The following is a 21,843-nucleotide window of genomic DNA, read 5'->3' as shown; positions in this document are numbered from 1 at the left end:
AGGCGAATCCGAGTCGAAGGGCACCCATCATCGTGCAAGCACAGAGAGGCACCACACCATGACCACCACCACCGACCTGCGCGTCGGCGTTGTCGGCGCCGGCATCATGGGCGCTGACCACATCGCCCGCATCACCCGCACGATCAGCGGCGCGCACGTGTCAGCAGTGATCGAGCCGGATGCCGGCCGCGCGAAGTCCGCGGCGGCTCTCGCTCCCGGCTCTGCCGTGTTCGCCTCCATCGAGGAGGCGCTCGAGGCGCGCGTCATGGACGCCGTCGTGATCGCGACGCCGGGTCGGTTCCACGAGCCCGTGCTGCTGCCGGCCCTAGAGGCCGGCCTTCCGATTCTGTGCGAGAAGCCGTTGACGCAGGATCCGGAGTCGTCGTGGCGCATCCTGGAGGCCGAGCAGAAGACCGGGCGGCAGCTCATCCAGGTCGGGTTCATGCGCCGTTTCGACACGCAGTACCGGCAACTGAAGCAACTCATCGATTCCGGGAGCGCCGGCGAGCTGCTCATGCTGCGCGGCGTGCACCGCAACCCGTCGGTGCCCGATGGCTACACGCAGCAGATGCTGATCACGGACTCCGTGGTGCACGAGTTCGATGTGGTCCCGTGGTTGGCGGGTTCGGGCATCCGCTCGGTCGAGGTGCGGTACGGCAAGCGCAACGCGATCGCTCCCGAGGGGCTGCGGGAGCCGATCCTGGTGCTGATGGAACTGGAGAACGGCGTGCTCGTCGACGTGGAGATGAACGTCAACGTGCGATTCGGTTACCAGGTGGCGACCGAGGCCGTGTTCCAGACCGGCGTCGCCCGCATCGGGCAGCCCGACGGGCTGCAGCTGTGGCAGGACGGTCGGTTCGGCATCGCCGAGCACCAGAGCTACACGACCCGGTTCGAACAGGCGTACGACACCGAGGTGCAGGCGTGGGTGGATGCCACGCGGCGCGGCGAGATCGCCGGGCCGTCCGCCTGGGACGGCTACAAGGTCGCCGTCGCGTGCAAGGCGGGAGTGCAAGCGCTCGAGGCCACGGGCCCCGTCGAGCTCGACGTGCCCGAGCCCCCGCCGTTCTACGCCTGACGCCGCCGGCCTGCGCCCGGGCGCCGGCCTGCGCCCGGCGCCCGCGCGACCAGCGCTGAGACATACTGATTCGGCCGAGACGTACCGCCACGAGGGCTGTCTCGGCCGAATCAGTATGTCTCGCCGGGGGGACTGCGCCGGGGCGGCGGCGACGCCCGGCGCGGGCGCCGCCTACTTGTCGACGAGGGTGATCTCGAACGAGTAGAGGTCGGGCCGGTAACAGTGCCGGCCGAACTCCACGGCCTTGCCGTTGTTGTTGTACGCCGTGCGCTCCATGGTCAGGACCGGGCCGTGCGCCTTGATGTCGAGCAGGCGGCTCTCTGCCGTGGTCGCCGCACGGGCACCGATGCGCTGGTGCGCGACGCTCATCATCGTGCCGCGCACGCGCAGCAGTTGGTAAAGCCCACGGGCCCGCAGATCGTCGTCGGTGATGTCGGTGAACTCGGCCGGTAGAAAGTTCTCCAGCACCGCGAGCGGCACCCCGTCTGACGACCGCAGCCGCCGCACGTGCAGCACGTCGGAGCCGACCGGAACAGAGAGCACATCGGCGAGTTGATCGTCGGCGGGAATGACCTCGCGACCGAGAAGCTCGGTACTCGGATGCTTCTCCCCGCGCTCCAGGTCGTCGTAGAGGCTGGTCAGCTCCACCTTGCGCGTGAGCGGGCGCTGCACCACCTGAGTTCCGATGCCCCGGCGGCGCACGAGCAGTCCCTTGCCGACCAGCTCCTGGATCGCGCGCCGCACCGTGGGCCGGGAGAGCCCGAGGCGTTCGCCGAGTGCGATCTCGTTCTCGAGCCGAGCACCCGGTGGCAGCGTTCCGTCGCCGATCGCCTGCTCGATCTTCGTGGCGATCTGGAAGTACATCGGGATCGGACTCGACCGGTCGATGTCCATGAACAGCTCCGGCGGCAGTGTCGTCTGTTCGGGAATGCTCTCCGGCATGTGCGCTCCAGGTGGCAGGGTGGTCGGTAGCGGTGCCGACGTGGCCGCCGGCGGCGAATGCTGCTGACGACGTGGCCGGCGACGGTGAAGCCCGTGGTCCGGGCCTTGTCGCGCGGCCCGACGGCGCGGCTGACAAAGCGCGAACTTTGTCATAAGTTTACGTCAATCATAGGTGCGGTCAACGGAAGGACGCCGGTGAGTACGGAAGAGACGCCTCTGGGTTCGATGGGCGACGGTGAGCCGGTGGGCGCCGAGGCGGCCGGCCGAGCCCGCGCCACGCGTCGCTGGCGCCGCAGCACGCCGGAAGGCGAAGGAGTGGATGCCGCGGGCATCCACTCCTTGATCGGCGCGCTGGAAGCGGATCCCGCGCAGGATCCGCACGCGCTCATCGTGGTGCGCCATGGGGCCGTGGTGGCGTCGGTGCAGTGGGAGCCGTACGCGACGCAGCGGCCGCAGCTCGTGTACTCGCTGAGCAAGAGCTTCACGAGCACCGCGGCCGCTTTCGCGGCGGCGGAGGGCCTGCTCGACCTCGACACTCCTGCAGCCGACTACTTCCCCGAGTACGCGGACAGCGTGGCCGACAAGAGCCGCGGCATCCTGGTGCGCCACCTCGCGTCGATGGCGACCGGTCACGTGAACGACATGATCGTCTCGTTCCAGGCCGACCCGCAGCATCCGATCAAGGCGTTCCTCGCCTCGCCGCCGGAGCGCGAGCCAGGCAGCCTGTTCACGTACAACCAGTTGGCGACGTACACGCTGGCCTCCATCATCCAGCGCGGTTCCGGTCAGCGGCTCAGCGAGTACCTGCGGCCGCGGCTGTTCGAGCCGCTCGGCATCGCGCCGGTCGGCTGGCAGCAAGAGCCCGTGGATGTCGAACTCGGCTTCTCGGGCCTCTTCGCCACCCCCGAGGCGGTCGCCAAGCTCGGCCAGCTCTACCTCGATGGCGGCGTGTGGAACGGGCGGCGGCTGCTCGCTGAGGAGTGGGTGCGCGAGGCGACGCGCGAGCACATCGCGACGGTGCGGCCCGACGACCTGGTGCCGCCCAACCCGGACTGGGCGCAGGGCTACGGATTCCAGTTCTGGATGTCACGTCACGGCTTCCGCGGAGACGGCGCGTTCGGCCAGTTCTGTCTGGTGCTGCCCGAGCACGACGCGGTCGTCGCGATCACGTCGCAGACCGACGACCTGCAGGGCACGCTCGACCACGTGTGGACGCACCTGCTGCCGGCGTTCGGGCCCGCTCGGGCGGCAGCGGGAACCACGGCGGAGTCCGCTTCGGCGGCCGCGGCGGATGGCGCAGATGCTGGGGGCGGAGCGGATGCCTCGGGCTCAGCAGACGCCGCGGGTGCGGATGTCTCAGGTGAAGCGAATGCCGCGGGTGCGGACGCCGCGAGCGGAACGGGCCCCATGGGCGCCGAGCTCGCAGTCGAGCGACGCGTGCTCACGTTCCCGACCGACCTCGGCCCGCTGTCGGCGCTCGCCGACTCGGCGGCCGGCGCGTACCCGCGCGCCGACGACGCCCGATCGCAGACGGAGTACCGCCTGCTGGAGAGCGTGACTCTGAGCCGCGACGGCGACGGGTGGACGCTCACCCTCGCCGAGGTGAACGCCGAACGGTCCGCCGAGAGCGCGGACGCGTGGGTCGCGGCCGTCGGTGGCACGCCGCCGACCGGCACCGTGACCGGGCATGTCGGCGACGGCGCATGGGCGGTGACCGAAGGTGAGGACTCGGGAACGCTCGGCGTACCGACCGGGGTGCGGGCGGGCATCCGGGATGACGGTGTGCTGCACGTCGAAGTCGCCTTCATCGACACGCCTCACCGGCTGACGCTGCTGTTCGACACGGCGGCGCGCACCGTGACGCCGCGCTGGATCACGCAGGCTCTCGGCTTCGAGGGCGCGTTCCAGCTGCGGGCGGTGAGGCCGGGGGAGCGGTTCCAGGTGGTGCGCTGAGCGTCGCCGGCTCCGCGACTGCGCTCGGCGATGGCGCCGGCACCCTCACGTGAGGCGAGTGCACCCAAACAACTGTCTACCCGAAGCCGTAGTGGCATTTCCGTGCACTCACCGCGTTGCCCGCGCGGGTCCCCCGCACTTGCCACCGGAGGGGGCGACCGCTCACCCCTCCGTGGGCACGTGCTCCAGGTCGGGCGCCCGCAGGCCGCCGTCGGAAGAGCGACGACGCAGCGCCATCGCGATCAGCGGGAACACGAGCACCGAGAGCATGCCGGCTCCGATGAGCGCCGTCGCCGTGCCCTGGCTGAGCTCGTGTCGTTCCAGGCCGATGTTCGTCACCGCGACGATGATCGGCAGTCCGGTCGCGGTGAGCAGCACCAGGGCGCTGCGGTCTCGCCCGGTCGCCCCGAGCGGCGCCGCGAACAGGCCGGGAAGCCCGCGAACCAGGAGCAGCAGCACCAGGAAGATCGGCAGGAGGATCAGCGCACGCGGATCCGAGAGCAGCCCGCGCAGGTCGAAGCCGACGCCCGTGGCGACGAAGAACACGGGCACGATGACGCCGAACGCCACCGCTTCGAGCTTGCCTTCGATCTGTTCGGCGACGTCATGACGCGCACCGGAGAGCATGACACGGCACAGGATGCCCGCGGTGAACGCCCCGAGCAGCATGTCCAGCCCGAGCAGGATGCTCAGTGCCACGAGCGCGGCGATGATCGCGACGACGAAGCGCACAACGAACTGCCCGCTGGTGTGCAGCGTCGCCTCGACGAGCCGATGGAACCGCTCGTGCGCACCTCTCGACGCCAGCCACACGCCCAGGCCGGCGACGAGCGCGAATCCGATCAGGAGCAGCGTCGCCGTGAACGGGCTCCGCCCGGAGAGGAAGAGAGAGATCGCGATGAGCGGCCCGAACTCGCCGACGGTGCCGATCGCCATGATGGCGAGACCGAACGGTGTCTTCAGCTCTCCTGCATCCCGCAGCAGCGGCAGGAGGGTGCCCAGCGTGGTCGAGCAGAGGGCGATGCCGATGTAGACGCCGGCGATGACGGTCGAGCCGAGGAGTATTCCGATGACGACGGCGCAGACCAGGGAGATGCCCCAGCCGATCGCAGCACGGGTGAGCGGCCGGCCCTTCACCTCGGCGAAGTCGATCTCGTTGCCCGCCATGAAGAAGAGGAACGCGAGGCCGAAGTTCGAGACGGTGGTGAGGGCATCCGATGCCGGGATCCAGCCGAGCACGCTGGGGCCGGCGACGATGCCGAGCACGATCTCGAAGACGACCAGCGGGATGGCGACGAACCGCCCGACCAGCGTCGCCAGGATGGGCGCGACCACGGCGAGGGTCGGAATGAGGACTATCGGCAGGATGGCGTGGCCCATGCGAGCGATGCTAGAGCCGGCCATGCTCCCGCAGCGGGCGCAGCGCCGCGAAGGCCCCGAGGCGGATCGGCGTCGGACGCGGCTCCGGGCAGGGCTCCGGGCAGGGCCAGGCTCGGCACTGGACGCGGCTCTGGGCGGGCCGGGCACTGGACCGGCGGGCTCTAGGCAGGCGGGCTCTGGGCGGGCGGGCCCGGCGCCTGGCTTGGCACCGCGCGGGCTTCTCAGCGGCGCAGGAACTCCCGGATGCGCGCGGCCAGCACCCCCGGGTCGGCGTCGTGGCCCTGCCCGTCGAGCAGGTCGAACTCGCCGTTGCGCGCCGCATCCGCCACCTCGCGCGCACCGAACTGCATCACGTCGGGGCTCGCGCCACCCGCGAGCGCCAGAACCGGAGCGCCGATCGACGCGACGAGGTCCGCGGGAACACGGCTGTCGCCCATGGCGTCGTCGTCATATGCCAGCGTCGGAGCGAGCGCGGTCATGCCGGGCCACGCCGGAGACCGACGGATGCCTTCCAGCGCTTCTGCAGGCATCCCCGCCCGGGAGAGGAACAGGCTCACCGCCTGGTCACGGTCGCCCGCCGCCAGAGCGTCTCCGAGCGACTGAGTGTAGGCGCGCGCTCCTGCGGCGAGCGGCTCGGGCATGTAGGGCGGCTCGTAGACGACCACGGCGCTCACCCGATCGCCGATCCGTGCCGCGGCGTGCAGTGCGAGCGCGGCGCCGGACGAGATCCCGATCAGTGCGGGGGCCGAACACCCCGATCCGGTCGCGTCGACGAGCGTCTCGACCAGTTGATCCAGGTCGTCGAGCTCGCGCTCGACACTTCTGGCGCTGCGCGGTTCGGCGTCGGTATCGGCGCTGCCGCGCTCGACCTCTGTCGCGCCCGCGGTGTTTCCCGTGGAATCGGTGCTCTCACCGCGGCCGCGCCGATCGTAGAGCAGCACGGTGAAGTCGTCGTCGAGCTGGGCGCACAGAGGATGTGCCGGCCCCGACGCACGAAAGCACATCGCGCCGTCCACGATGACCACTCCCGGACCGTCGCCGTGCAGTTCGTAGGCGATTCTCGTGCCGTCCGCTGAGGTCATCGCCGTGATGTTGCCGGTCATGCTCTGTCCCTTCCGATGACGCGAAACTATGTCTGGGCCTCTCCAGCGTCAAGCGCTCCGCGGCCTACGTCGACCCCTCTCGGCACGCTCGCCAGCCTCATCCTGTGCGGGTGACGGCACGCCGCCGGCAAGCTCCTACGCTGAGGGCATCGCACCATGTAGCCGTCGGGTCACGCAACGACTCGAGCTTGTCGCGCCGTGGTCGGGGGGAGCATCGTGGCCGAGGAATTCAAGGGTGTCGTCAATCTGGACGTGCGGGACTCGATCCCCGACTGGACGCCCTACGAGCTGAAGCGGGCGCCGGAGGGCGCGCCGAACATCCTGGTGATCCTGTACGACGACACCGGGCTCGCCGCATGGTCTCCGTACGGAGGTCGCATCAGCATGCCGACGCTCGACCGACTGGCGAGGAACGGCCTCACCTACACGCAGTGGCATACCACGTCGCTGTGCTCGCCGACCCGGTCGATCTTCCTGACCGGCCGCAATCACCACGTCAATCGGTTCGCATCGATCGCGGAAGCGACCTCGGGGTTCCCCGGCGCCGCCGGGCGTCTGCCCGCCGAATGCGCCACCGTCGCCCAGGTGCTGCAGGACAACGGATACTCCACCTTCTGGGTGGGCAAGAACCACAACGTGCCGGAGGGGGATGTCGCAGGCGGCGGCAGCCGCTCCGAGTGGCCGCTGCAGAAGGGATTCGACCGCTTCTACGGCTTCCTCGGCGGCGAGACCAACCAGTGGTACCCCGATCTGGTCGAGGACAACAAGTTCATCGATCAGCCGGCGCTTCCCGAAGAGGGTTATCACCTGTCGAAAGACCTCGCCGACCAGGCGATCCGCATGCTGCGCGATCAGAACTCGTCGAACGCGTCGAAGCCCTGGTACATGTGGTACTGCCCGGGCGCCAACCACGCCCCGCACCACGCTCCTCAGGAGTACATCGACAAGTACAAGGGCAAGTTCGACGACGGGTACGAGGCCTACCGCGACTGGGTGCTGGAGCGGATGGCCGCGCGCGGCATCCTGCCCGAGGACACCGACCTGACACCCATCAACCCGCTGCCGGACGAGGTCGCGAACGCCGCCGATCACGTGCGGCCGTGGGACGAACTGAACGACGACGAGAAGCGTCTGTTCAGCCGTATGGCCGAGGTGTTCGCCGGCTTCAGTGAGTACACGGATGCCCAGGTCGGCCGCGTCGTCGACTACCTGGAGCAGACTGGTCAGCTCGAGAACACGGTCATCTTCTACTGCGCAGACAACGGGGCATCCGGTGAGGGCACGCCGAACGGCTCGGTCAATGAGAACAAGTTCTTCAACGGCTACCCCGACGATCTCGAAGAGAACATGCAGTACCTCGATCAACTGGGCAGCCCCGAGACCTACAATCACCACCCCACGGGCTGGGCGGTCGCGTTCTCGACGCCGTTCCAGATGTTCAAGCGCTACTCCGAGTACGCCGGCGGCACCTGCGACCCGATGATCATCCACTGGCCGGACGGCATCAAGGCACGCGGAGAACTCCGCAGCCAGTATCACCACGCGACCGACATCGTGCCCACCATTCTCGACGTGGCCGGCGTCGAGATGCCTGAGACCTACCGGGGCGTGAAGCAGTACCCGCTGAACGGCGTCTCGATGCGGTACAGCTTCGACGACGGGGAAGCGCCGACCACGAAGCACCGGCAGTACTACACGATGCTCGGCACTCGTGCGCTGTGGCAAGACGGCTGGAAGGTGGCGGCCGTGCACGCTCCGCTCACCGGAAAGGGCCACTTCGACGAGGACCGCTGGGAGCTCTACCACGTCGACGAGGACCGTTCAGAAGCCCACGACCTGGCCGAACGATACCCGGAGAAGGTGAAGGAACTGGTGGATGCCTGGTTCGAGGAGGCGAAGGCGAACTTCGTCCTGCCGCTCGACGATCGAACCGCGCTGGAGTACCTCACCAACGATCGGCCGCAATTCGAGCCACGGCGGACCCGCTACATCTACTTCCCGGATACGGCCCCCGTGCCCGAGGGCGTCGCGGTGAACGTGCGCGGCCGCTCGTACAAGATCCTCGCCGATGTCGAGGTGACGCCGGAGTCGGAGGGCGTGATCTTCGCACACGGCTCCCGATTCGGCGGTCACGCTCTGTTCATCAAAGACCACAAGCTGCACTACGTGTACAACTTCCTCGGCATCAAGCCGGAGCAGATGTTCGTCTCGCCCGAGCTCGAGCCCGGGCAGCTCACGCTCGGTGTGGAGTTCGTCCGTGAGAAGGCGGGGGAGCACCGCGAGTCTCTCGGCACCGCCAGGCTCTACGTCGGCGACACCGTCGTCGACGAGGGACCGATGCGCGCCCAGGTCGGCAAGTTCACGCTCTCCGGTGACGGGCTGTGCGTCGGTTACGACAGTTCCGATCCGGTGAGCAGGGCCTACCCCGCCGGCTTCCCGTTCCGGGGCGGGCGCATCCTCGGCGTCGGTATCGATGTGAGCGAGGAGCAGTACCTCGACCTCGAGCAGGAGGCAGCGGCGGCGTTCGCGCGGGACTGAGGGAGGCGCCGCAGGTTCGCGTGCGCGCGTGCGCGCGTGCGTGCTTGCGTGCTTGCGTGCGCTCGAGGCGTGCCGGCTGCTACGCGCGGTGGAGCGCGTTCAGCCGCGTGCCCGCCGATGCTGCAGCACGGCGAGCGTGTTGTCGACGAGGATGCCCGCCTCGGCCGAAGCGTCCGCGCTCGGCACGCCGAAAGTCGCGCTCACGTACACCGGCGCGATGACGAGGTCGATCAGATCGTAGGGGGTCAGTTCCTTCGTGCCGCTCGCGTCGAGCATCGCCTGGAACGCGGCGAGGCGAGGCCGCACGACGGTCTCGATCTCGACGGCGCTGCCGCCGGGCGCCCGCGCGGCCGCGATGATCGCGCGGAAGAAGCCCAGTCCGCCCGGGCGGCGAACGGCAGTGATGAGATTCGTCGCGTACGCGGTGAGATCGACGCGCAGGTCGCCCGTGACCGGCACGGGTGACGAATCATTGACGTCGTCGACGACGACGTCGAGCAGGAGACCCTCCGGCGTGCGCCACCGCCGGTAGATCGTCGCGGCGTGAACACCGGAACGGGCCGCGACCTCCGGGATGCTCGGGGTCGCCCCGCCGCTCTCGGCGAGCAGTTCGCGCACGGCGGCATGCACGGCGGCGCGAGTGCGTGCGGTACGACCACCCGGCCGCGACGTTCCGACGGACTGCAGCCCGCGCTCGATGCTCGGTGTCTCCATGTTCCCAGCTTAACGCGAGACGAATTGCGTCAGTGAGGCATCCGTTCTATTCTTCTAACGCGAAGATATTCGCGTTGGTGAGACCGAGCCGAAGTGTGGAGCCTCGTGCCGAGACGAAGGGAGAAGCGATGTCATCAGTTCTGATCGTGGGAGCCGGGATCGCCGGTGATGCGCTCGCCGTCATGCTCGACCGTGCGGGGTGGCAGGTCACCGTCGTGGAGCTCGCGTCAGGATTGCGTTCCGGAGGCCAGACGGTCGACCTGCGCGGCGACAGCCGTGAGGTGCTGGAGGGCATGGGCCTCTTGGAAGCGTGCCTGACGCACCTCGTCGATCAGCGTGGACTGAAGTGGATCCGCGAGGATGGACGATCCCGCGCCGAGATGCCTGTCACCGCGTTCGGCGGCAACGGCTTCGTCTCCACCGAGGAGCTGCTGCGCACCGACCTCGCGCGCGTCATCCACGCGGCGACCGGGCCCCGCACCGTGCACCGCTGGGGCGATACCGTGACGGCGATCCGCCAAGACTCCGATGGCGTGTTCGTCACATTCCGCCACCACGAGCCCGAGCGTTTCGATCTCGTCGTCGGCGCGGACGGAGCGCACTCGCGGGTGCGTTCGCTGGTCTTCGGCCCCGAAGAGAACTACCGACGCCCGCTCGGCCTGGCGCACGCCTGGTTCACGCTGCGCGCGGATGCCGGCACTCCCGACCTCGACGGATGGTCCGTCATCTGCAATCTTCCCGGCTCCCGCCTGCTCGCCGCTCGCCCCGGCCACGACGGTGAGCAGGAGGTCGGCCTCACGTTCCCCACCTACGAGCTGCCGGCCCGCGGGGACCGGGAGGCACGGTTCGGGCTGCTCGAGCGCGAGTTCGCGGGTGCAGGCTGGCGTGCGGGCGAGTTCCTCCGCGCTGCCCGCGAAGCCGACGACTTCGCGCTCGACACGTACGACCAGATCGTGATGCCGACCTGGCACGACGGCCGGGTCGTGCTGCTCGGCGACAGTGCGTGGTGCGCGAGTCCGCTGAGTGGCCTCGGCACGGCGCTCGCGCTGCAGGGCGCTCAGGCGCTCGCGGAGAGTCTTGCCGGCGGTGAGTCGAGCGCGAGACCGAAGGGGCGGGCCGCGAACGAAGGCGACCGCGGCATCCACGAGGTGCCTCTCGACGCGGTGTCTCTCGGGACGTCGGCTCCGGAGACGTCGGCTCTGCAAACGTCGGCTCTCGACGCGGTGTCTCTCGAGACGGCGCTGAACGAATTCGAGCGGCGGATGCGTCCCCGCGCCGACGCAGCGCGCCGCATGTTCCCGGGGCGCGTACGCAGCTACGCGCCGCGCACGGCGTGGGGCATTCGCATCATGACCGGCGTGATGCGTCTCGTGCAGACGCGTCCGATCGCCGCGCTGTTGGAGCGCGGCGCCGCGAGCTACGGGACGGCGCCCACCACGGCAGAGCGTGAGCCGCTGGGTTCGTGACGGCGCAGGTCTCGTGAGCTGCTCGGTTTGTCAGCCGCTCGGTTCGTGAGCCGCTGGGTTCGTGAGCCGTTGGGTCCGTGACGGTACGGGACGAAAAGCGGGAACCCTGGCGGCGGAGTGACCCGAACACTCGGCCGCCAGGATCCCCTGACGCACCACCGGGAACGCGCCCATTGCCTCCCCTCGGGGATTCCTCCAGGAGTGCCAGGCGCCACATCCAGCGGATACAGGTCTCAACCTAGCGCAGGTCGGCGGGCAGATCCCAGGGGTTGACTTCGGTGTTACCCGGCACGTCGGATGTGACGAGCGGCACCGCTACGCCGAGGGACACTCCACCGCGTCCCACCACTACGCCGAAGGACGCTCCACGGCGTCACATCACTATCAGGGCCTGTCCGGTGTGTGAGTCGCCTTCGAGCCGACTCAGGCATCCTCGTCACGGCTCAGGCATCCTCATCACGGCTCAGCTCGACGCGCAGGCGGAGCTGGGCGGCGCGCACTTTGCGCAGACGGGACTGCAGCGTGCGCGCCAGCGCCCCCGCCTTGGCCGTGGCCCTCGATGAGCTGGCCGAGCTCATCGTGACACGTGCGACCACCCTGCGTGCGGAGCGGTCGACGTGAACCCACTCCACCTCCTCCGACTCCGTCAGAGACGGAACCAGCTGGCGGCGGAGCATCCGGAACTCGGGACGGGTGAAGTCCGGAGCATGGAACTCGATCTCCCCTGCGTAGTCGGGCATGAGCGCCATGTTCGTGCCGTCGGTTCAGCGCGGCTTTTGGCGCGCCTGTGCACCGCCTCAGAGGGCGGTCGGTGTCTGTGACCGCTCTCAAGGGCGCTTCGGCCTGGGCTGCCGCCCGTGCCGCTTCGAGAGCGAAAGGCGTGAGCGCCTGCCGTTGCGCTTGCGCCTTCCTCGGCGTCGAAGCGCGATGCGCCCCGGCGGCAGCACGGCGATTTCAGCGGGCGTAACGTTCCGCGAACGCGCGCAGGAGCCGGCCCGGCCACGTGACATTCGGGGCCGAGCGGATGGCCTGCTCCGTGGCATCCAGCTCGTCGGGTTCGAAATAGCCCTCGAATCGGTAGGCGCGCACGCGCTCGACGACGTCGTCGGCGGTCAGCTCGGGATGGAACTGCGTCGCGTACAGGTTGCGGCGCACCCGGAATGCCTGCACCGGGCAGTCCGTGCCCGTGGCCAGCAGCACGGCGTCGTCCGGCAACCGGGTCACGGCCTCCTTGTGGCCGACCCAGGCGCGGAATGACGACGGGATGCCCGCGAACAGCGGGTCCTGCTGCCCTGCGTCGGTCAGCGTCACCTCGATCGCCCCGACCCGTTCGCCGTACGTGCCGTCGATGAGTCCGCCCTCGTGCACGCCCAGAGTGCCGACCCCGTAGCAGGCGCCGAAGAAGGGGAAGTCGCGCGCCATGACCTTGTCGAGCAGGGCCGACATCTCCGATTCGACGCGGAGCTGCACCTCGGATTTGGTCGATGCATCGTCGCTCGCGTTGAACGGGCTGCCGCCGACGAGCATGCCGGAGTAGTGGTCGAGATCGATCGCTGGCATGCGTTCCTGCTCGAGGCGCAGCCGCACCAGCTCGTGCTTCTGCAGTCCGGCGAACGCGCGGAACGACTCGTACTCGGCGTCGGCGACGTGGTCGTCGAACCGGGTGGCGATGAGCAGGAACGGGCGCACGTGCTCCAGGTTCGCACGAACCGCCGTTTCCGTGAGCACCGGGCCGGCCGGTCAGCGTGACTAATTCAGGCGGAGGGCGATCAGGCGTCGTATATATCGGTCTGGCCCGATATGGCCTGAGTTAGTGACGGGAAGGTCGCCGCCGGTAGCCCCGGGGCAGCGGGCGGGACGGGCAGCCGGCGGGACGGGACACGCGGCCGGGAGGCCGCCGTCGAAGCCGCGAAGCGGCCGCCCTCAGGCGTAGGCCTCGCGCAGCAGCTGCGTCAGCACGTGCGTGCCGAGTGCGTGCATGCGCGGATCATCGTCGGATGCCGTCGCCAGCGCCGTGCCCATGTTCAGTGCCCAGCCGCGCGCCCGGACCCAGGTGGCGGCATCCGCCGCGCCCGCCTCGGGGTCGGATCCGTCGGCGACCATGGCGCGGAACACCGCGCGTGCCTCCGGTCCGAACGTCAGCCAGGCGGTCGCGAGGTCTGTCGCGGGGTCGCCGGCGGTGAGGTCGCCGAAGTCGAGCACCGCGGCCAGGCCGCCGCGGGCATCGATCAGCAGATTGGCGGGATGCAGGTCGCCGTGCAGCCAGATCGGCGCGCCGGCCCAGCGCGGCGCGTCGAGCGCTTCGTCCCAGAGGCGGCCGAGGGCGGTGATGTCCCACAGCCGGCCGAGCTCGCGGAACCGCTCGCGCACGGCGCGGTCACGGGAGGCCAACGGAACACCGCGCACGGGGTTGAGCGGCACGTCGGGGTGCAGGGCGCCCGTCGGCGTGCGCGGAGCCGGCACGTGCAGCGCGGCGACGAAGCGGGCGAGGGGGACGGCGAGGGACGTACGTTCGGATGCCGTGGCATCCGCGCTGTCCATCCCCTCCAACCAGCGCACCACACTCCACGACCAGCGGAAGCGCCCACTCGGAACGCCGGCGCGCACCGGGGCCGGCACCGCTGCGGGCAGCTCCGGCGCGAGGAACGGCAGCCAGCGCTGCTCGTGCTCCACGAGGCGGGCGGCGACGTCGCGGCGGGGGCGCCGAACGGCGAGGTCGTCGCCCAGCCGGAAGATGCGGTTGTCCCAACCATTGGCGACCAGCCGCACCCGATCCCGGCCCTCGAGCAGGTCGGGGTGCTGGTCGCTCAACAGTGCGCGAACGAGCGCCTCATCGGCGTGGATGTCCGCGGCTGGCGTCTGCATGGCGCTCAACAGGCTAGCCTCACCGGTGAGGCTGCCGTGTGCCACGCGTTCCCGGTGCGTCGACGAAGACGAGCTGAAAGGGACGCAGCGCCCTCGACGGCCCGCGCTCCGCCGAACGACGGAGCGGCCCGAGCAGAGCACAGAAAGAGGCAACCATGACGGCAGACGGCGCCGGCAACACGGACTACGACCCGAGCGGGTTCCGGCGTGTGTTCGAGAACCACTTCACCTGGGCGGCCGCGTTCGAACGCAACACGCATCGCTTCGCTCAGCGCCCCGCCCTGACCGACCCATCATCCGGACGCACGTGGAACTACGCGCAGCTCGGCGAGGTGACGGGCCGGCTCGTCGAGGGCCTGCGCTCGCGAGGCGTCGGCGCGGGCGACGTGATCTCGTACCAACTGATGAACGTTCCGGAGTTCGCGTTTCTCTACATCGCCGCGCAGGGACTTCGCGCCGTGAGCTCGCCGATGAACTTCCGGCTCGCGCCGGGGGAGACCTCGTTCATCCTCGACAGCCAGACCCCGACAGTCTTCGTCTACGACGTCGACGACAGCGACAACGTGCGGCAGGCGCTCGAGCTCGCGACGCACGCGCCGCGCATCCTCGCGGGCGTCGGCGACGGCGAGCTGCTGCCCGGCGCCGTGCGGTTCGAGGAGCTGCTGGCGGATGCCGCACCGACCTTCCACGCGCCGGCCGACGCGAGCACGTGGGACGAGACATCCCGTCTCTACACCTCGGGCACGACGGGCATGCCGAAGGCCGTGCCGCTCACGAGCCTCAACGAGGTGCTCACGGCGCACGACGTGATTATGCACTTCCCGCTGGCGCCGACCGACAAGACGATGAACATGTCGCCCTGGTTCCACCGCGGCGGCAACTACTGCGCAGGCCCGAACACGGCGTTCTACGTGGGCGCCGAGGTTGTGACGCTACCCAAGTTCGACCCGCAGGTCGTTCTCGACAGCGTGCAGGACTACAAGCTCACGTACGTGATCGGCGCTCCGACCAATCTGGAGCGGCTCGCCGACGCGCAGGAGGAGCATCCGCGCGACCTGTCGTCGCTGCACGGCATCGTGACCATGGGCGCGCCTCTCGACCGGGCCGCCGCGCTGCGGTACCAGCGCGTGCTCACGCCGCGCATCGCCAACGGTTACGGCACCACCGAGGCGTTCTGGAACACCTACTTGCGCCCCGACGACCTTCCGGATGCCGCCGGTGCCGCCGGTCGCGCCTGTCTCGACGACGACGTCGCCGTGGTCAAGGTGTTCGGAGACCGCATCGCCTCTCCCGACGAGCACGCGAAGAAGGACGGCCAAGAGATCGGCGAGGTCATCATGCGGTCGGTGAAGAGCGGATACGCCTACCGCGGCAACGAGTCCGAGCAGGCGCAGAAATTCCGCGACGGCTGGGTGTACCCGGGTGACCTCGCCACCTGGGACGAGAACGAGATCGTCACCGTCGTGGGCCGTAAGGACGACATGATCATCTCGGGTGGCGAGAACGTGCATCCGGTGCAGGTCGAAGAGGTGCTGGCGGGGCACGAGGGAGTCGCGGACTCCATCGTGGTCGGGCTCCCCGATGGGCACTGGGGCGAGGTCGTCGTCGCGTACGTGCAGCCTCGCGAAGGCAAGTTGACGGATGCCGCCGAAGCGGCCCGAGAACTGGACGCCTACTTGCGTGCCAGCGTGGCGCTCGCCGACTACAAGCGGCCGCGCCGGTACACGTTCGTCAGCGAACTGCCGTACACCGCCACGGGGAAGAAGCAGCACTTCAAGCTGAAGGAGCAGTCACCCCAGGACGCGGCGGACGGCAAGTTCGTGGCGCCGTAGCATCCGTGCTCTGAGCGAGTGGCGGTAGTGGCAGTAGCAGGAGCTGCACCCGCCAGGGGAGTGCGCGGTTCCGCCCCGCGCCTCGATCAGTCCAGCCAGAGGTCGGCGGAGGGGACGAGCGTCTCGAGCTCGTCCCACAACTCCGCGGGGATCTCGAGCGACGCGTAGTCCAGCGTCTGCGTCACGCGCTCCGGAGCCGAGATGCCGACGACGGTGGAATCGACGAACTCCGTCCGAAGCGAGAACTGCAGCGCCGCAGCGGCGAGCGGCACGCCATGGCGGGCGCACGCATCCTGCATGGCACTCGCCGCCGCGGCGACGCGATCGTCGCGCGTGCCGTAGGCGTAGCCGGGCTGCACCGCGGGCCCCTTGGCGAGCATCCCACCGCCGAAGGGCGCGGCGTTGAGCACTCCGACGCCGTTCCTCCGGGCGCTCTCGAAGAGCGGGTCCGCCGACCTGTCGAGCAGGGTGTGCCGGTTGTGGCTCAGCAGCACGTCGAAGGCGCCGCTCGCCAGGTAGCGTCCGAGCAGCGCGACCGGACCTCCGGCCACGCCGATCTTGTCGACGACACCCTCGTCTCTCAGGCGGATGAGCGCCGCGACGGGACCGTCGTCCGCCATCGCCTGCTCGAACGGGATGCGTTCCGGGTCGTGCAGGTGCAGGAGCGGTACTCGTTCCACCCCCAGTCGGTCGAGGCTCTCGTGGAGGGATGCCGTCACTCGCGCTCCGGAGAAATCTCCGGTCACCGGATCGGGGTCCACCTTCGTCGCCAGAACCACATCGTCGGGGAGCCCTCCGTATTCGCGCAGGGCGATGCCGATGCGCCGCTCGGCCGTGCCGTTCTCGCCGTATCCGTTCGAGGTGTCGATGAAGCGGATCGGACTGTCGAGCACGGCGAGCACCGTGTCGATCGCGCGGCGCTCGTCGACGTCGTAGCCGTACAGGCGGGCCATGCTCGCCAGCGGGCTGCTGCCGAAACACACGTCGGTGACGTCGATGCCCGTGGAGCCGAGTGGGCGCGTGCGCAGTGTCATCGGCCCGCCTCCGCCTGCTCTTCGGCTGCGACGCCCGCGCCGGCGGTCGCCATCGCCGCGGACTCTGCAGCGGCGTCCGGCGCGTGCCGTGCCGCCGCGTCGCGCGCCGCATGGTACGCGGCGACGAACCGGTCGAGGACGGCGTCGGTGTCGTCGTCCCCGCGCGCGAGGTCTGGATGCTCCGAACGCCAGGCGACCATCCGCTTGACCGAACGTTCGAAGGTCAGCCGCGGCGCGAATCCCGGGACGAAGCGCCGCAGCTTCGTCATGTCGAAGACCGCCGAGTGCCCCAGATCGCCCACCATCTCACCCGACCAGAACCATTCGGGTGCGATCACCGGGTAGAACTCGCTGGGAACGTGGATGAGCCGCGGTTGTCGGCCCAGTGCCCGGGCGACGATCGTGTAGATCTGGTCCCACGTGTACACCTCGTCACCCGTGATGTTGAAGACCTCGCCGATCGCACGGGAGTTGCCCAACAGGCCGACGAGGCCCTGCGCGAAGTCCTCGGCATGAGTGAGAGTCCACAGGGAGGTGCCGTCACCGTGCACCGGCACTTCGGCGCCGCGTGCCAGCCGGTCGACGACGCTCCACCCGCCGGGCAGCGGCGGGTTCTGGTCGTCGTAGGTGTGGGACGGCCTGATCACGGTGATGGGGAAGCCGGATGTCCGGTGCGCGTCGAACAGCGCCTGTTCCGCTCTCCATTTCGCGGTCGCGTACGGCAGCGGCGGATTCGGCGACGTCGGCGTCGACTCCGTGATGGGTGTCTGCCGCACGGGCTTCGCATAGATCGACCCGGAGCTGATGTGCACGTATTGGCCAGCTCGCCCGGTGAACAGGTCGACCATGCGCCGCACATCGTCTTCGTCGTACGAGAGGAAGTTGACGACCGCGTCGAAGCGACGGTCGGCGATGGCCGAGGCGACGGCATCCTCGTCGGTGATGTCGGCGGTGAGCTGCTCCACGGATGGCGGGAGGCCGCGACCGACCCGGTTGATCCCCCGATTCACCACGGAGACTCTCATGCCGGTGTCAGCAGCCAGACGAACGCAGGATGCGCTGATGGTGCCGGTACCGCCGATGAAGAGAACGTTCAGCGGGGCGTTGTCGTGTTGGAGCACGGTGGTTCCTCTCTGCTGGTCGTGTGCACGTGACCGGCGCTCAGCGGCCGGCCCACCAGTCCTCGAATCCGTTCTCCGCGAGGCAGATGAGCACGTCCTCCCGGCGGATTCCGAGCGGCTCGAGTTTGTCGGTGACCGTCTCGAAGAACCGTCGTTTCGTCGCCACCGGGTACATGTGCACGGCGGTGACGTGGATGAGCATCAGGTCGCGTCGCTCGACATCGTTGTAGGTCTCGTCGAACTTGAGCTCGCCGGGGCCGTGCGGGCGAAAGACCTGGAAGCGGTCGTTCGACGGGATGCCGAGCGCCTCGGTCTGGGCGTCATGGATGGCGTGGCCGATGGCGTCGTGCGACGCCTCGAAAAGCTCGCGAGACAGGTCTACCTGGATGAGTGGCACGGAAACTCCTTGTTCGTCACTTGATTGCGCCTGCCGACAGACCGCGCTCGAAGAGACCTTGCAAGCACAGGTAGGCGACGACCTCGGGTATGGCGGTGAGCACCGCCGAGGCGAGGATCTTGGTCTGGTCGTTGCTGAACTCCCCGACGAAGAACTGCGGAACCAGCGTGATGGTCTGCATGTCTTGCGACTGCAGGAAGACGAGCGGCATCAGATAGTCGTTCCATGCGCCGATCAGCGTGAAGATCAGCACCGCTGCCGCGATCGGGCGAGTCAGCGGCAGGACGAGGTAGAGGAAGCCCCGCATCGAATTCGCGCCGTCCACCCTGGCCGCCTCGAACATCTCGTCGGGAAGACCGTGGATGAAGTTGCGGGTCAGAAGCACGGCGAACGGCACCTGAAGCGCGGCGAGCGGAAGGATGACCGACCAGTACGTGTCGTAGAGGCCCAGCTGCTGCGTCGTCGAGAAGAGCGGGGTGAGCAGCACCACCTCCGGCAGGGTCAGGCACACCAGCAGCATCCAGAAGTAGACCTCTCGCGCGCGGATGTGCAGCTTCGCGAAGCCGTACGACGCCAGCATCGTCACGACGTAGACGATCGCGATCACGCCGGCGGCGATGATGGCGCTGTTCAGGAAGAACCTGAAGAACCCGGGAACGCCGAGCACCGCCCGGTAATTGCCCCACCCGGCACCGGCGAAGGAGCCCTGCACCATGACGATGAGCGGGAACAGGAACGGCAGTACGAACAGCGTCGCGAGCACCTGAAGGAGCACCTTGCCCCAGCGCGTGCGCACCTCGAACATCAGCGGGCTCCCTTCTTCTCGCGAGTGCGTTCTCGTCCGACGACCTGAAGGATGATCGCGATCGTGAGTGCGACCAGCAGCAGGATGATCGAAAGGGCGGCTCCATAACCGACGTGCGCGAGCTGGATCGTCATCTGGTAGATGTACGTGCCGAGGAATTGGGTGGCGTTGTTGGGACCGGCGATGGTGACCAGCCAGGGCACGTCGAAGGTCTTGAGCGCCCCGATCGCACCGAGGATCGCCAGCGCCACGGTGGTGCCGCGCAGGCTCGGCCAGATGATGCTCACCAGCGTGCGGAAGTTTCCTGCCCCGTCGATGCGCGCGGCCTCGAGCATGGACTGGTCGATCTGGCTCATCGCCGCGAAGTAGAGCACGAACGTGAGCCCGGTCCACTGCCAGATCGTGATCGCCATGATGACGGGGAGCGCCGTGCTCTCCTGGCCGATCCAGGGCTGCACGAGGGCACCGAGGCCGACGTGCTCCAGAAGCCAGTTGAACTGGCCGTTGATGGAGAACATCTGCCGGAACACCGGCGCCATGATCGCCGGCGCGAGCACGACGGGCACGAACACGATGACCTTGTAGAGGATGCCGAGCTTGATTCTCGAGTGCATCATCACGGCGAAGATCACGCCGAGCGCGGTCTGGGCGACGAAGGTGACCACGAAGAACACGACAGTGTGCCACACGGCCTTCCAGAACACCGGGTCGCTCGTGAAGATGCGCACGTAGTTGTTCAGGCCGACGGACTCGGGGTTCGGACTGGCGCCGTCCCAGTTGAGGGTCGACATGTAGCCCGTGTATCCGATGCAGTAGTAGATCAGTCCCACCCCGAGCACGAGGGCCGGGAGGATCCAGGGCAGCCCCGGCGCCTGCAGCCTCTGCCGGCGGGCAGGGCTCGCGTTGCCCTGCCCGCCTCGGAGCGCCGGACGCCCGGACGTTCCGCCGGAGTGCGACATCCTTGCTCCGCGGACGCCTGTCGTCTCGGTCATGCCGCTCCTAGCCGTTGGCCGCTGCCGCCGCCTGAGCGGCCTGTTGCAGGGTCTCGGCCGCCTGCTGCGGGGTCGCGCTGCCGCTGCCCACCGACTGCGCCGCGGCGAGGAAAGCGTTCTCGATGTCGGCGTTCAGAAGAGCGAAGCGCGGCTCGTTCACCGACCCGACCTTCTTGAGCAGATCGGTCACGGGCGTCTCCTGCACGCTCGGGTCCACGAACTTGATGGTCGTGAAGTCCGGCTGAACCCCCTTGAGCGTCGGCAGGGTGTCGAGACGGTTGGCGATGACCTGCTGCCCCTGCTTCGTGGTCGCGATCCACTTGGCGAAGGTCTCGGCCGCCGCTCTGTTCTTCGACTTCGAGGCGACGGCCAGGCCGTAGTCCGCGTCTCCGAACATCTCGCTGGTGTTGCCGTTGCCCGCCACGTCGGGGAAGGCGATCGGCACGATCGGGAACGGCTTCGCGCCGGCGACGCCGGCGGCGGAGATCGCCTCGGTCATGGCCTTTTCGGTCGCGTACTGCGTATACCAGGTGCCCATCATGACCATCGCGTACTTGCCGGTGAGGAACTGGTTGTTCGCGTCGGGATACTGCTGCGCGCCCAGGGCGCCCTTCTGCATGATCCCGCTCGTGAACAGGTCCTTCCAGATGCTCAGCGTCTTGACCATCGTGGGGTCGTTCCACTTGGCCTTGCCCTTCGACGCCTTCGTCCAGTAGCCCGGCTTCACGGAGTTGGCGATCGACTGCAGGGTGTCCTGGTCGAAGCCCTCTTGAGACGCGCCTTGCACGAAGCATCCCTGCCCGTTCTGCTCGAACACCTGGCACACGTGCTTCCACTCATCGAGCGTCTTCGGCGGCTGCAGGTCGTACTTCGTGAACAGATCGTGGTTGATCCACAGCGTTCCGGCATATGTCGAGCCGACGGGGAGCGCGGTGAGCTTGCCCTTGTAGGTCATGCCGCTCACGGCGATCGGTGCGATCTTCGATTTCCAGTCGGAGCCGAGAGCGGACTTGGCGACCGGGGCCATGTCTTCGGCATAGGTGCCGAACTGCTGCACGTACGAGCCGGGTTGCAGATCGAAGACGTCGGGACCGCCGTTGGATGCCAGCGCCGGCCGCATCGTCGCCTGGTAGTCGGAGATGCCGATCAGCTTGAAGTTGACCTTGATGTCCGGATACTTCTTGTTGAACTGGGCGATGAAGTCCTTCGCCTCGTCGGTGTTCGTGGGGGTCCAGCCCCACCAATTGACGGTTCCCTTGGTGGCCGAGCCGCTGGAACCCTGGTTGTCATTGCTGCTGCACGCGGCGAGCCCGACCGCCGTCATGCCCACCATGGCCGCGACGGCGAGCGTTCGCAGCGTCTTCTTCGATCGGAATGGCAAGTGCATTGTGATCCTCTTCGATAGCGGATACGCGTCGTATCCGGGTTGTCGTGCCGGGATCAGGGATCACGGCGCGCGTCGGGAAGTCGCGACGTCCGCGTCGGGATCTCGGTGGAGAGTCCACGTGCAATGACGTCGTTGTTCCTGCTGCGGTCGCGGGGGTCACCCGCGTGTTGCCCACGACGCTAATCACCGCGAAAGTTCGTGTCAAGGTTTCTTATGAATGAGGAAAGTTTCGTTAT

The 21,843-nt window shown here is 68.5% G+C and carries 18 protein-coding genes; 5 read left to right on the top strand and 13 right to left on the bottom strand.

The genetic code is table 11. The features are described 5' to 3' along the window. Positions 1-58: 58 nt before the first annotated feature. Complete coding sequence (locus tag H623_RS0111285; RefSeq protein WP_022901046.1) at positions 59-1,078, top strand: Gfo/Idh/MocA family protein; 1,020 nt, start codon at positions 59-61, stop codon at positions 1,076-1,078. Between the two features lie 171 nt (positions 1,079-1,249). On the opposite strand, the gene H623_RS0111280 is transcribed toward H623_RS0111285, so the two are convergent. Next, positions 1,250-2,020: a GntR family transcriptional regulator gene (locus H623_RS0111280; RefSeq protein ID WP_022901045.1), complete on the bottom strand. Its 771-nt coding sequence runs from the start codon at positions 2,018-2,020 to the stop codon at positions 1,250-1,252. A gap of 195 nt (positions 2,021-2,215) precedes the next feature. Between H623_RS0111280 and H623_RS19390 the strand changes: the two genes are divergently transcribed. Next, positions 2,216-3,973, top strand: coding sequence for a serine hydrolase domain-containing protein (locus H623_RS19390; RefSeq protein ID WP_211218000.1), 1,758 nt, complete (start codon positions 2,216-2,218; stop codon positions 3,971-3,973). Positions 3,974-4,135: 162 nt separating this feature from the next. Here H623_RS19390 and H623_RS0111270 read toward each other — a convergent pair whose 3' ends face one another. Both H623_RS0111270 and H623_RS0111265 read right to left on the bottom strand, forming a co-directional pair. Beyond that, positions 4,136-5,353: a cation:proton antiporter gene (locus H623_RS0111270; RefSeq protein ID WP_022901043.1), complete on the bottom strand. Its 1,218-nt coding sequence runs from the start codon at positions 5,351-5,353 to the stop codon at positions 4,136-4,138. A 221-nt stretch (positions 5,354-5,574) separates the two neighbouring features. Beyond that, a complete protein-coding gene (locus H623_RS0111265; RefSeq protein ID WP_022901042.1) occupies positions 5,575-6,456 on the bottom strand; it encodes an alpha/beta fold hydrolase in 882 nt (293 codons plus the stop codon). A 216-nt stretch (positions 6,457-6,672) separates the two neighbouring features. On the opposite strand from H623_RS0111265, the gene H623_RS0111260 reads away from it, so the two are divergent. Further along, the gene (locus tag H623_RS0111260) at positions 6,673-8,994 is read left to right on the top strand and encodes an arylsulfatase (RefSeq protein WP_026940243.1); all 2,322 of its coding nucleotides are present in this window, start codon (positions 6,673-6,675) and stop codon (positions 8,992-8,994) included. A gap of 99 nt (positions 8,995-9,093) precedes the next feature. Here H623_RS0111260 and H623_RS19385 read toward each other — a convergent pair whose 3' ends face one another. Next, entirely contained in the window at positions 9,094-9,708 is a 615-nt protein-coding gene (locus H623_RS19385; protein WP_022901040.1) for a TetR/AcrR family transcriptional regulator, read from the bottom strand. Between the two features lie 128 nt (positions 9,709-9,836). On the opposite strand from H623_RS19385, the gene H623_RS19380 reads away from it, so the two are divergent. Then, positions 9,837-11,174 carry an FAD-dependent monooxygenase gene (locus H623_RS19380; protein WP_157560953.1) on the top strand — a complete coding sequence of 446 codons (1,338 nt, stop codon included), beginning with the start codon at positions 9,837-9,839 and terminating at the stop codon, positions 11,172-11,174. 443 nt (positions 11,175-11,617) lie between these two features. Here the strand turns inward: H623_RS19380 and H623_RS0111240 are convergent, their stop codons facing one another. The 3 genes from H623_RS0111240 to H623_RS0111230 form a co-directional block, all read right to left on the bottom strand. Further along, positions 11,618-11,914, bottom strand: a complete 297-nt coding sequence (locus H623_RS0111240; RefSeq protein ID WP_033371802.1) for a hypothetical protein — start codon at positions 11,912-11,914, stop codon at positions 11,618-11,620. A 214-nt stretch (positions 11,915-12,128) separates the two neighbouring features. Beyond that, positions 12,129-12,863 (bottom strand): glutamine amidotransferase, encoded by a 735-nt coding sequence (locus tag H623_RS0111235; protein ID WP_026940242.1) that lies wholly within the window; start codon positions 12,861-12,863, stop codon positions 12,129-12,131. 234 nt (positions 12,864-13,097) lie between these two features. Further along, on the bottom strand, positions 13,098-14,039 hold the full coding sequence (locus tag H623_RS0111230) for an aminoglycoside phosphotransferase family protein (protein ID WP_026940241.1): 942 nt from the start codon (positions 14,037-14,039) through the stop codon (positions 13,098-13,100). 155 nt (positions 14,040-14,194) lie between these two features. Between H623_RS0111230 and H623_RS0111225 the strand changes: the two genes are divergently transcribed. Next, complete coding sequence (locus tag H623_RS0111225) at positions 14,195-15,871, top strand: class I adenylate-forming enzyme family protein (RefSeq protein ID WP_022901034.1); 1,677 nt, start codon at positions 14,195-14,197, stop codon at positions 15,869-15,871. Between the two features lie 86 nt (positions 15,872-15,957). Here H623_RS0111225 and H623_RS0111220 read toward each other — a convergent pair whose 3' ends face one another. Genes H623_RS0111220 through H623_RS19365 form a run of 6 tightly spaced genes read right to left on the bottom strand, consistent with a single transcriptional unit; the run spans position 15,958 to position 21,607 of the window. Beyond that, complete coding sequence (locus H623_RS0111220) at positions 15,958-16,905, bottom strand: aldo/keto reductase (protein ID WP_022901033.1); 948 nt, start codon at positions 16,903-16,905, stop codon at positions 15,958-15,960. Beyond that, on the bottom strand, positions 16,902-18,026 hold the full coding sequence (locus H623_RS19375) for an NAD-dependent epimerase/dehydratase family protein (protein ID WP_022901032.1): 1,125 nt from the start codon (positions 18,024-18,026) through the stop codon (positions 16,902-16,904). Before H623_RS19375 ends, H623_RS0111220 begins: the two co-directional genes overlap by 4 nt. 40 nt (positions 18,027-18,066) lie before the next feature. Next, complete coding sequence (locus H623_RS0111210) at positions 18,067-18,423, bottom strand: tautomerase family protein (RefSeq protein ID WP_022901031.1); 357 nt, start codon at positions 18,421-18,423, stop codon at positions 18,067-18,069. Between the two features lie 16 nt (positions 18,424-18,439). Continuing rightward, a complete protein-coding gene (locus tag H623_RS0111205) occupies positions 18,440-19,228 on the bottom strand; it encodes a carbohydrate ABC transporter permease (protein WP_022901030.1) in 789 nt (262 codons plus the stop codon). Continuing rightward, positions 19,228-20,220, bottom strand: a complete 993-nt coding sequence (locus tag H623_RS19370; RefSeq protein ID WP_211217999.1) for a carbohydrate ABC transporter permease — start codon at positions 20,218-20,220, stop codon at positions 19,228-19,230. Before H623_RS19370 ends, H623_RS0111205 begins: the two co-directional genes overlap by 1 nt. A gap of 7 nt (positions 20,221-20,227) precedes the next feature. Then, positions 20,228-21,607 (bottom strand): ABC transporter substrate-binding protein, encoded by a 1,380-nt coding sequence (locus H623_RS19365; protein ID WP_022901028.1) that lies wholly within the window; start codon positions 21,605-21,607, stop codon positions 20,228-20,230. Positions 21,608-21,843 lie beyond the last annotated feature (236 nt).

Source organism: Humibacter albus DSM 18994, from assembly GCF_000421825.1.
Classification (GTDB): Bacteria; Actinomycetota; Actinomycetes; order Actinomycetales; family Microbacteriaceae; genus Humibacter; species Humibacter albus.
The sequence above is the reverse complement of the archived record's forward strand: the minus strand, read 5'-3'. Positions and strand labels throughout refer to the sequence as shown.

What these genes read in the sequence shown, in the direction of transcription:
- H623_RS19365 (WP_022901028.1), bottom strand. Translation starts at nt 21,607, where the DNA reads ATGCACTTGCCATTCCGATCGAAGAAGACGCTGCGAACGCTCGCCGTC.
- H623_RS0111270 (WP_022901043.1), bottom strand. Translation starts at nt 5,353, where the DNA reads ATGGGCCACGCCATCCTGCCGATAGTCCTCATTCCGACCCTCGCCGTG.
- H623_RS19380 (WP_157560953.1), top strand. Translation starts at nt 9,837, where the DNA reads ATGTCATCAGTTCTGATCGTGGGAGCCGGGATCGCCGGTGATGCGCTC.
- H623_RS0111225 (WP_022901034.1), top strand. Translation starts at nt 14,195, where the DNA reads ATGACGGCAGACGGCGCCGGCAACACGGACTACGACCCGAGCGGGTTC.
- H623_RS0111205 (WP_022901030.1), bottom strand. Translation starts at nt 19,228, where the DNA reads ATGTTCGAGGTGCGCACGCGCTGGGGCAAGGTGCTCCTTCAGGTGCTC.
- H623_RS0111220 (WP_022901033.1), bottom strand. Translation starts at nt 16,905, where the DNA reads ATGACACTGCGCACGCGCCCACTCGGCTCCACGGGCATCGACGTCACC.
- H623_RS19370 (WP_211217999.1), bottom strand. Translation starts at nt 20,220, where the DNA reads ATGACCGAGACGACAGGCGTCCGCGGAGCAAGGATGTCGCACTCCGGC.
- H623_RS0111265 (WP_022901042.1), bottom strand. Translation starts at nt 6,456, where the DNA reads ATGACCGGCAACATCACGGCGATGACCTCAGCGGACGGCACGAGAATC.
- H623_RS0111230 (WP_026940241.1), bottom strand. Translation starts at nt 14,039, where the DNA reads ATGCAGACGCCAGCCGCGGACATCCACGCCGATGAGGCGCTCGTTCGC.
- H623_RS19385 (WP_022901040.1), bottom strand. Translation starts at nt 9,708, where the DNA reads ATGGAGACACCGAGCATCGAGCGCGGGCTGCAGTCCGTCGGAACGTCG.
- H623_RS0111280 (WP_022901045.1), bottom strand. Translation starts at nt 2,020, where the DNA reads ATGCCGGAGAGCATTCCCGAACAGACGACACTGCCGCCGGAGCTGTTC.
- H623_RS0111240 (WP_033371802.1), bottom strand. Translation starts at nt 11,914, where the DNA reads ATGCCCGACTACGCAGGGGAGATCGAGTTCCATGCTCCGGACTTCACC.
- H623_RS0111285 (WP_022901046.1), top strand. Translation starts at nt 59, where the DNA reads ATGACCACCACCACCGACCTGCGCGTCGGCGTTGTCGGCGCCGGCATC.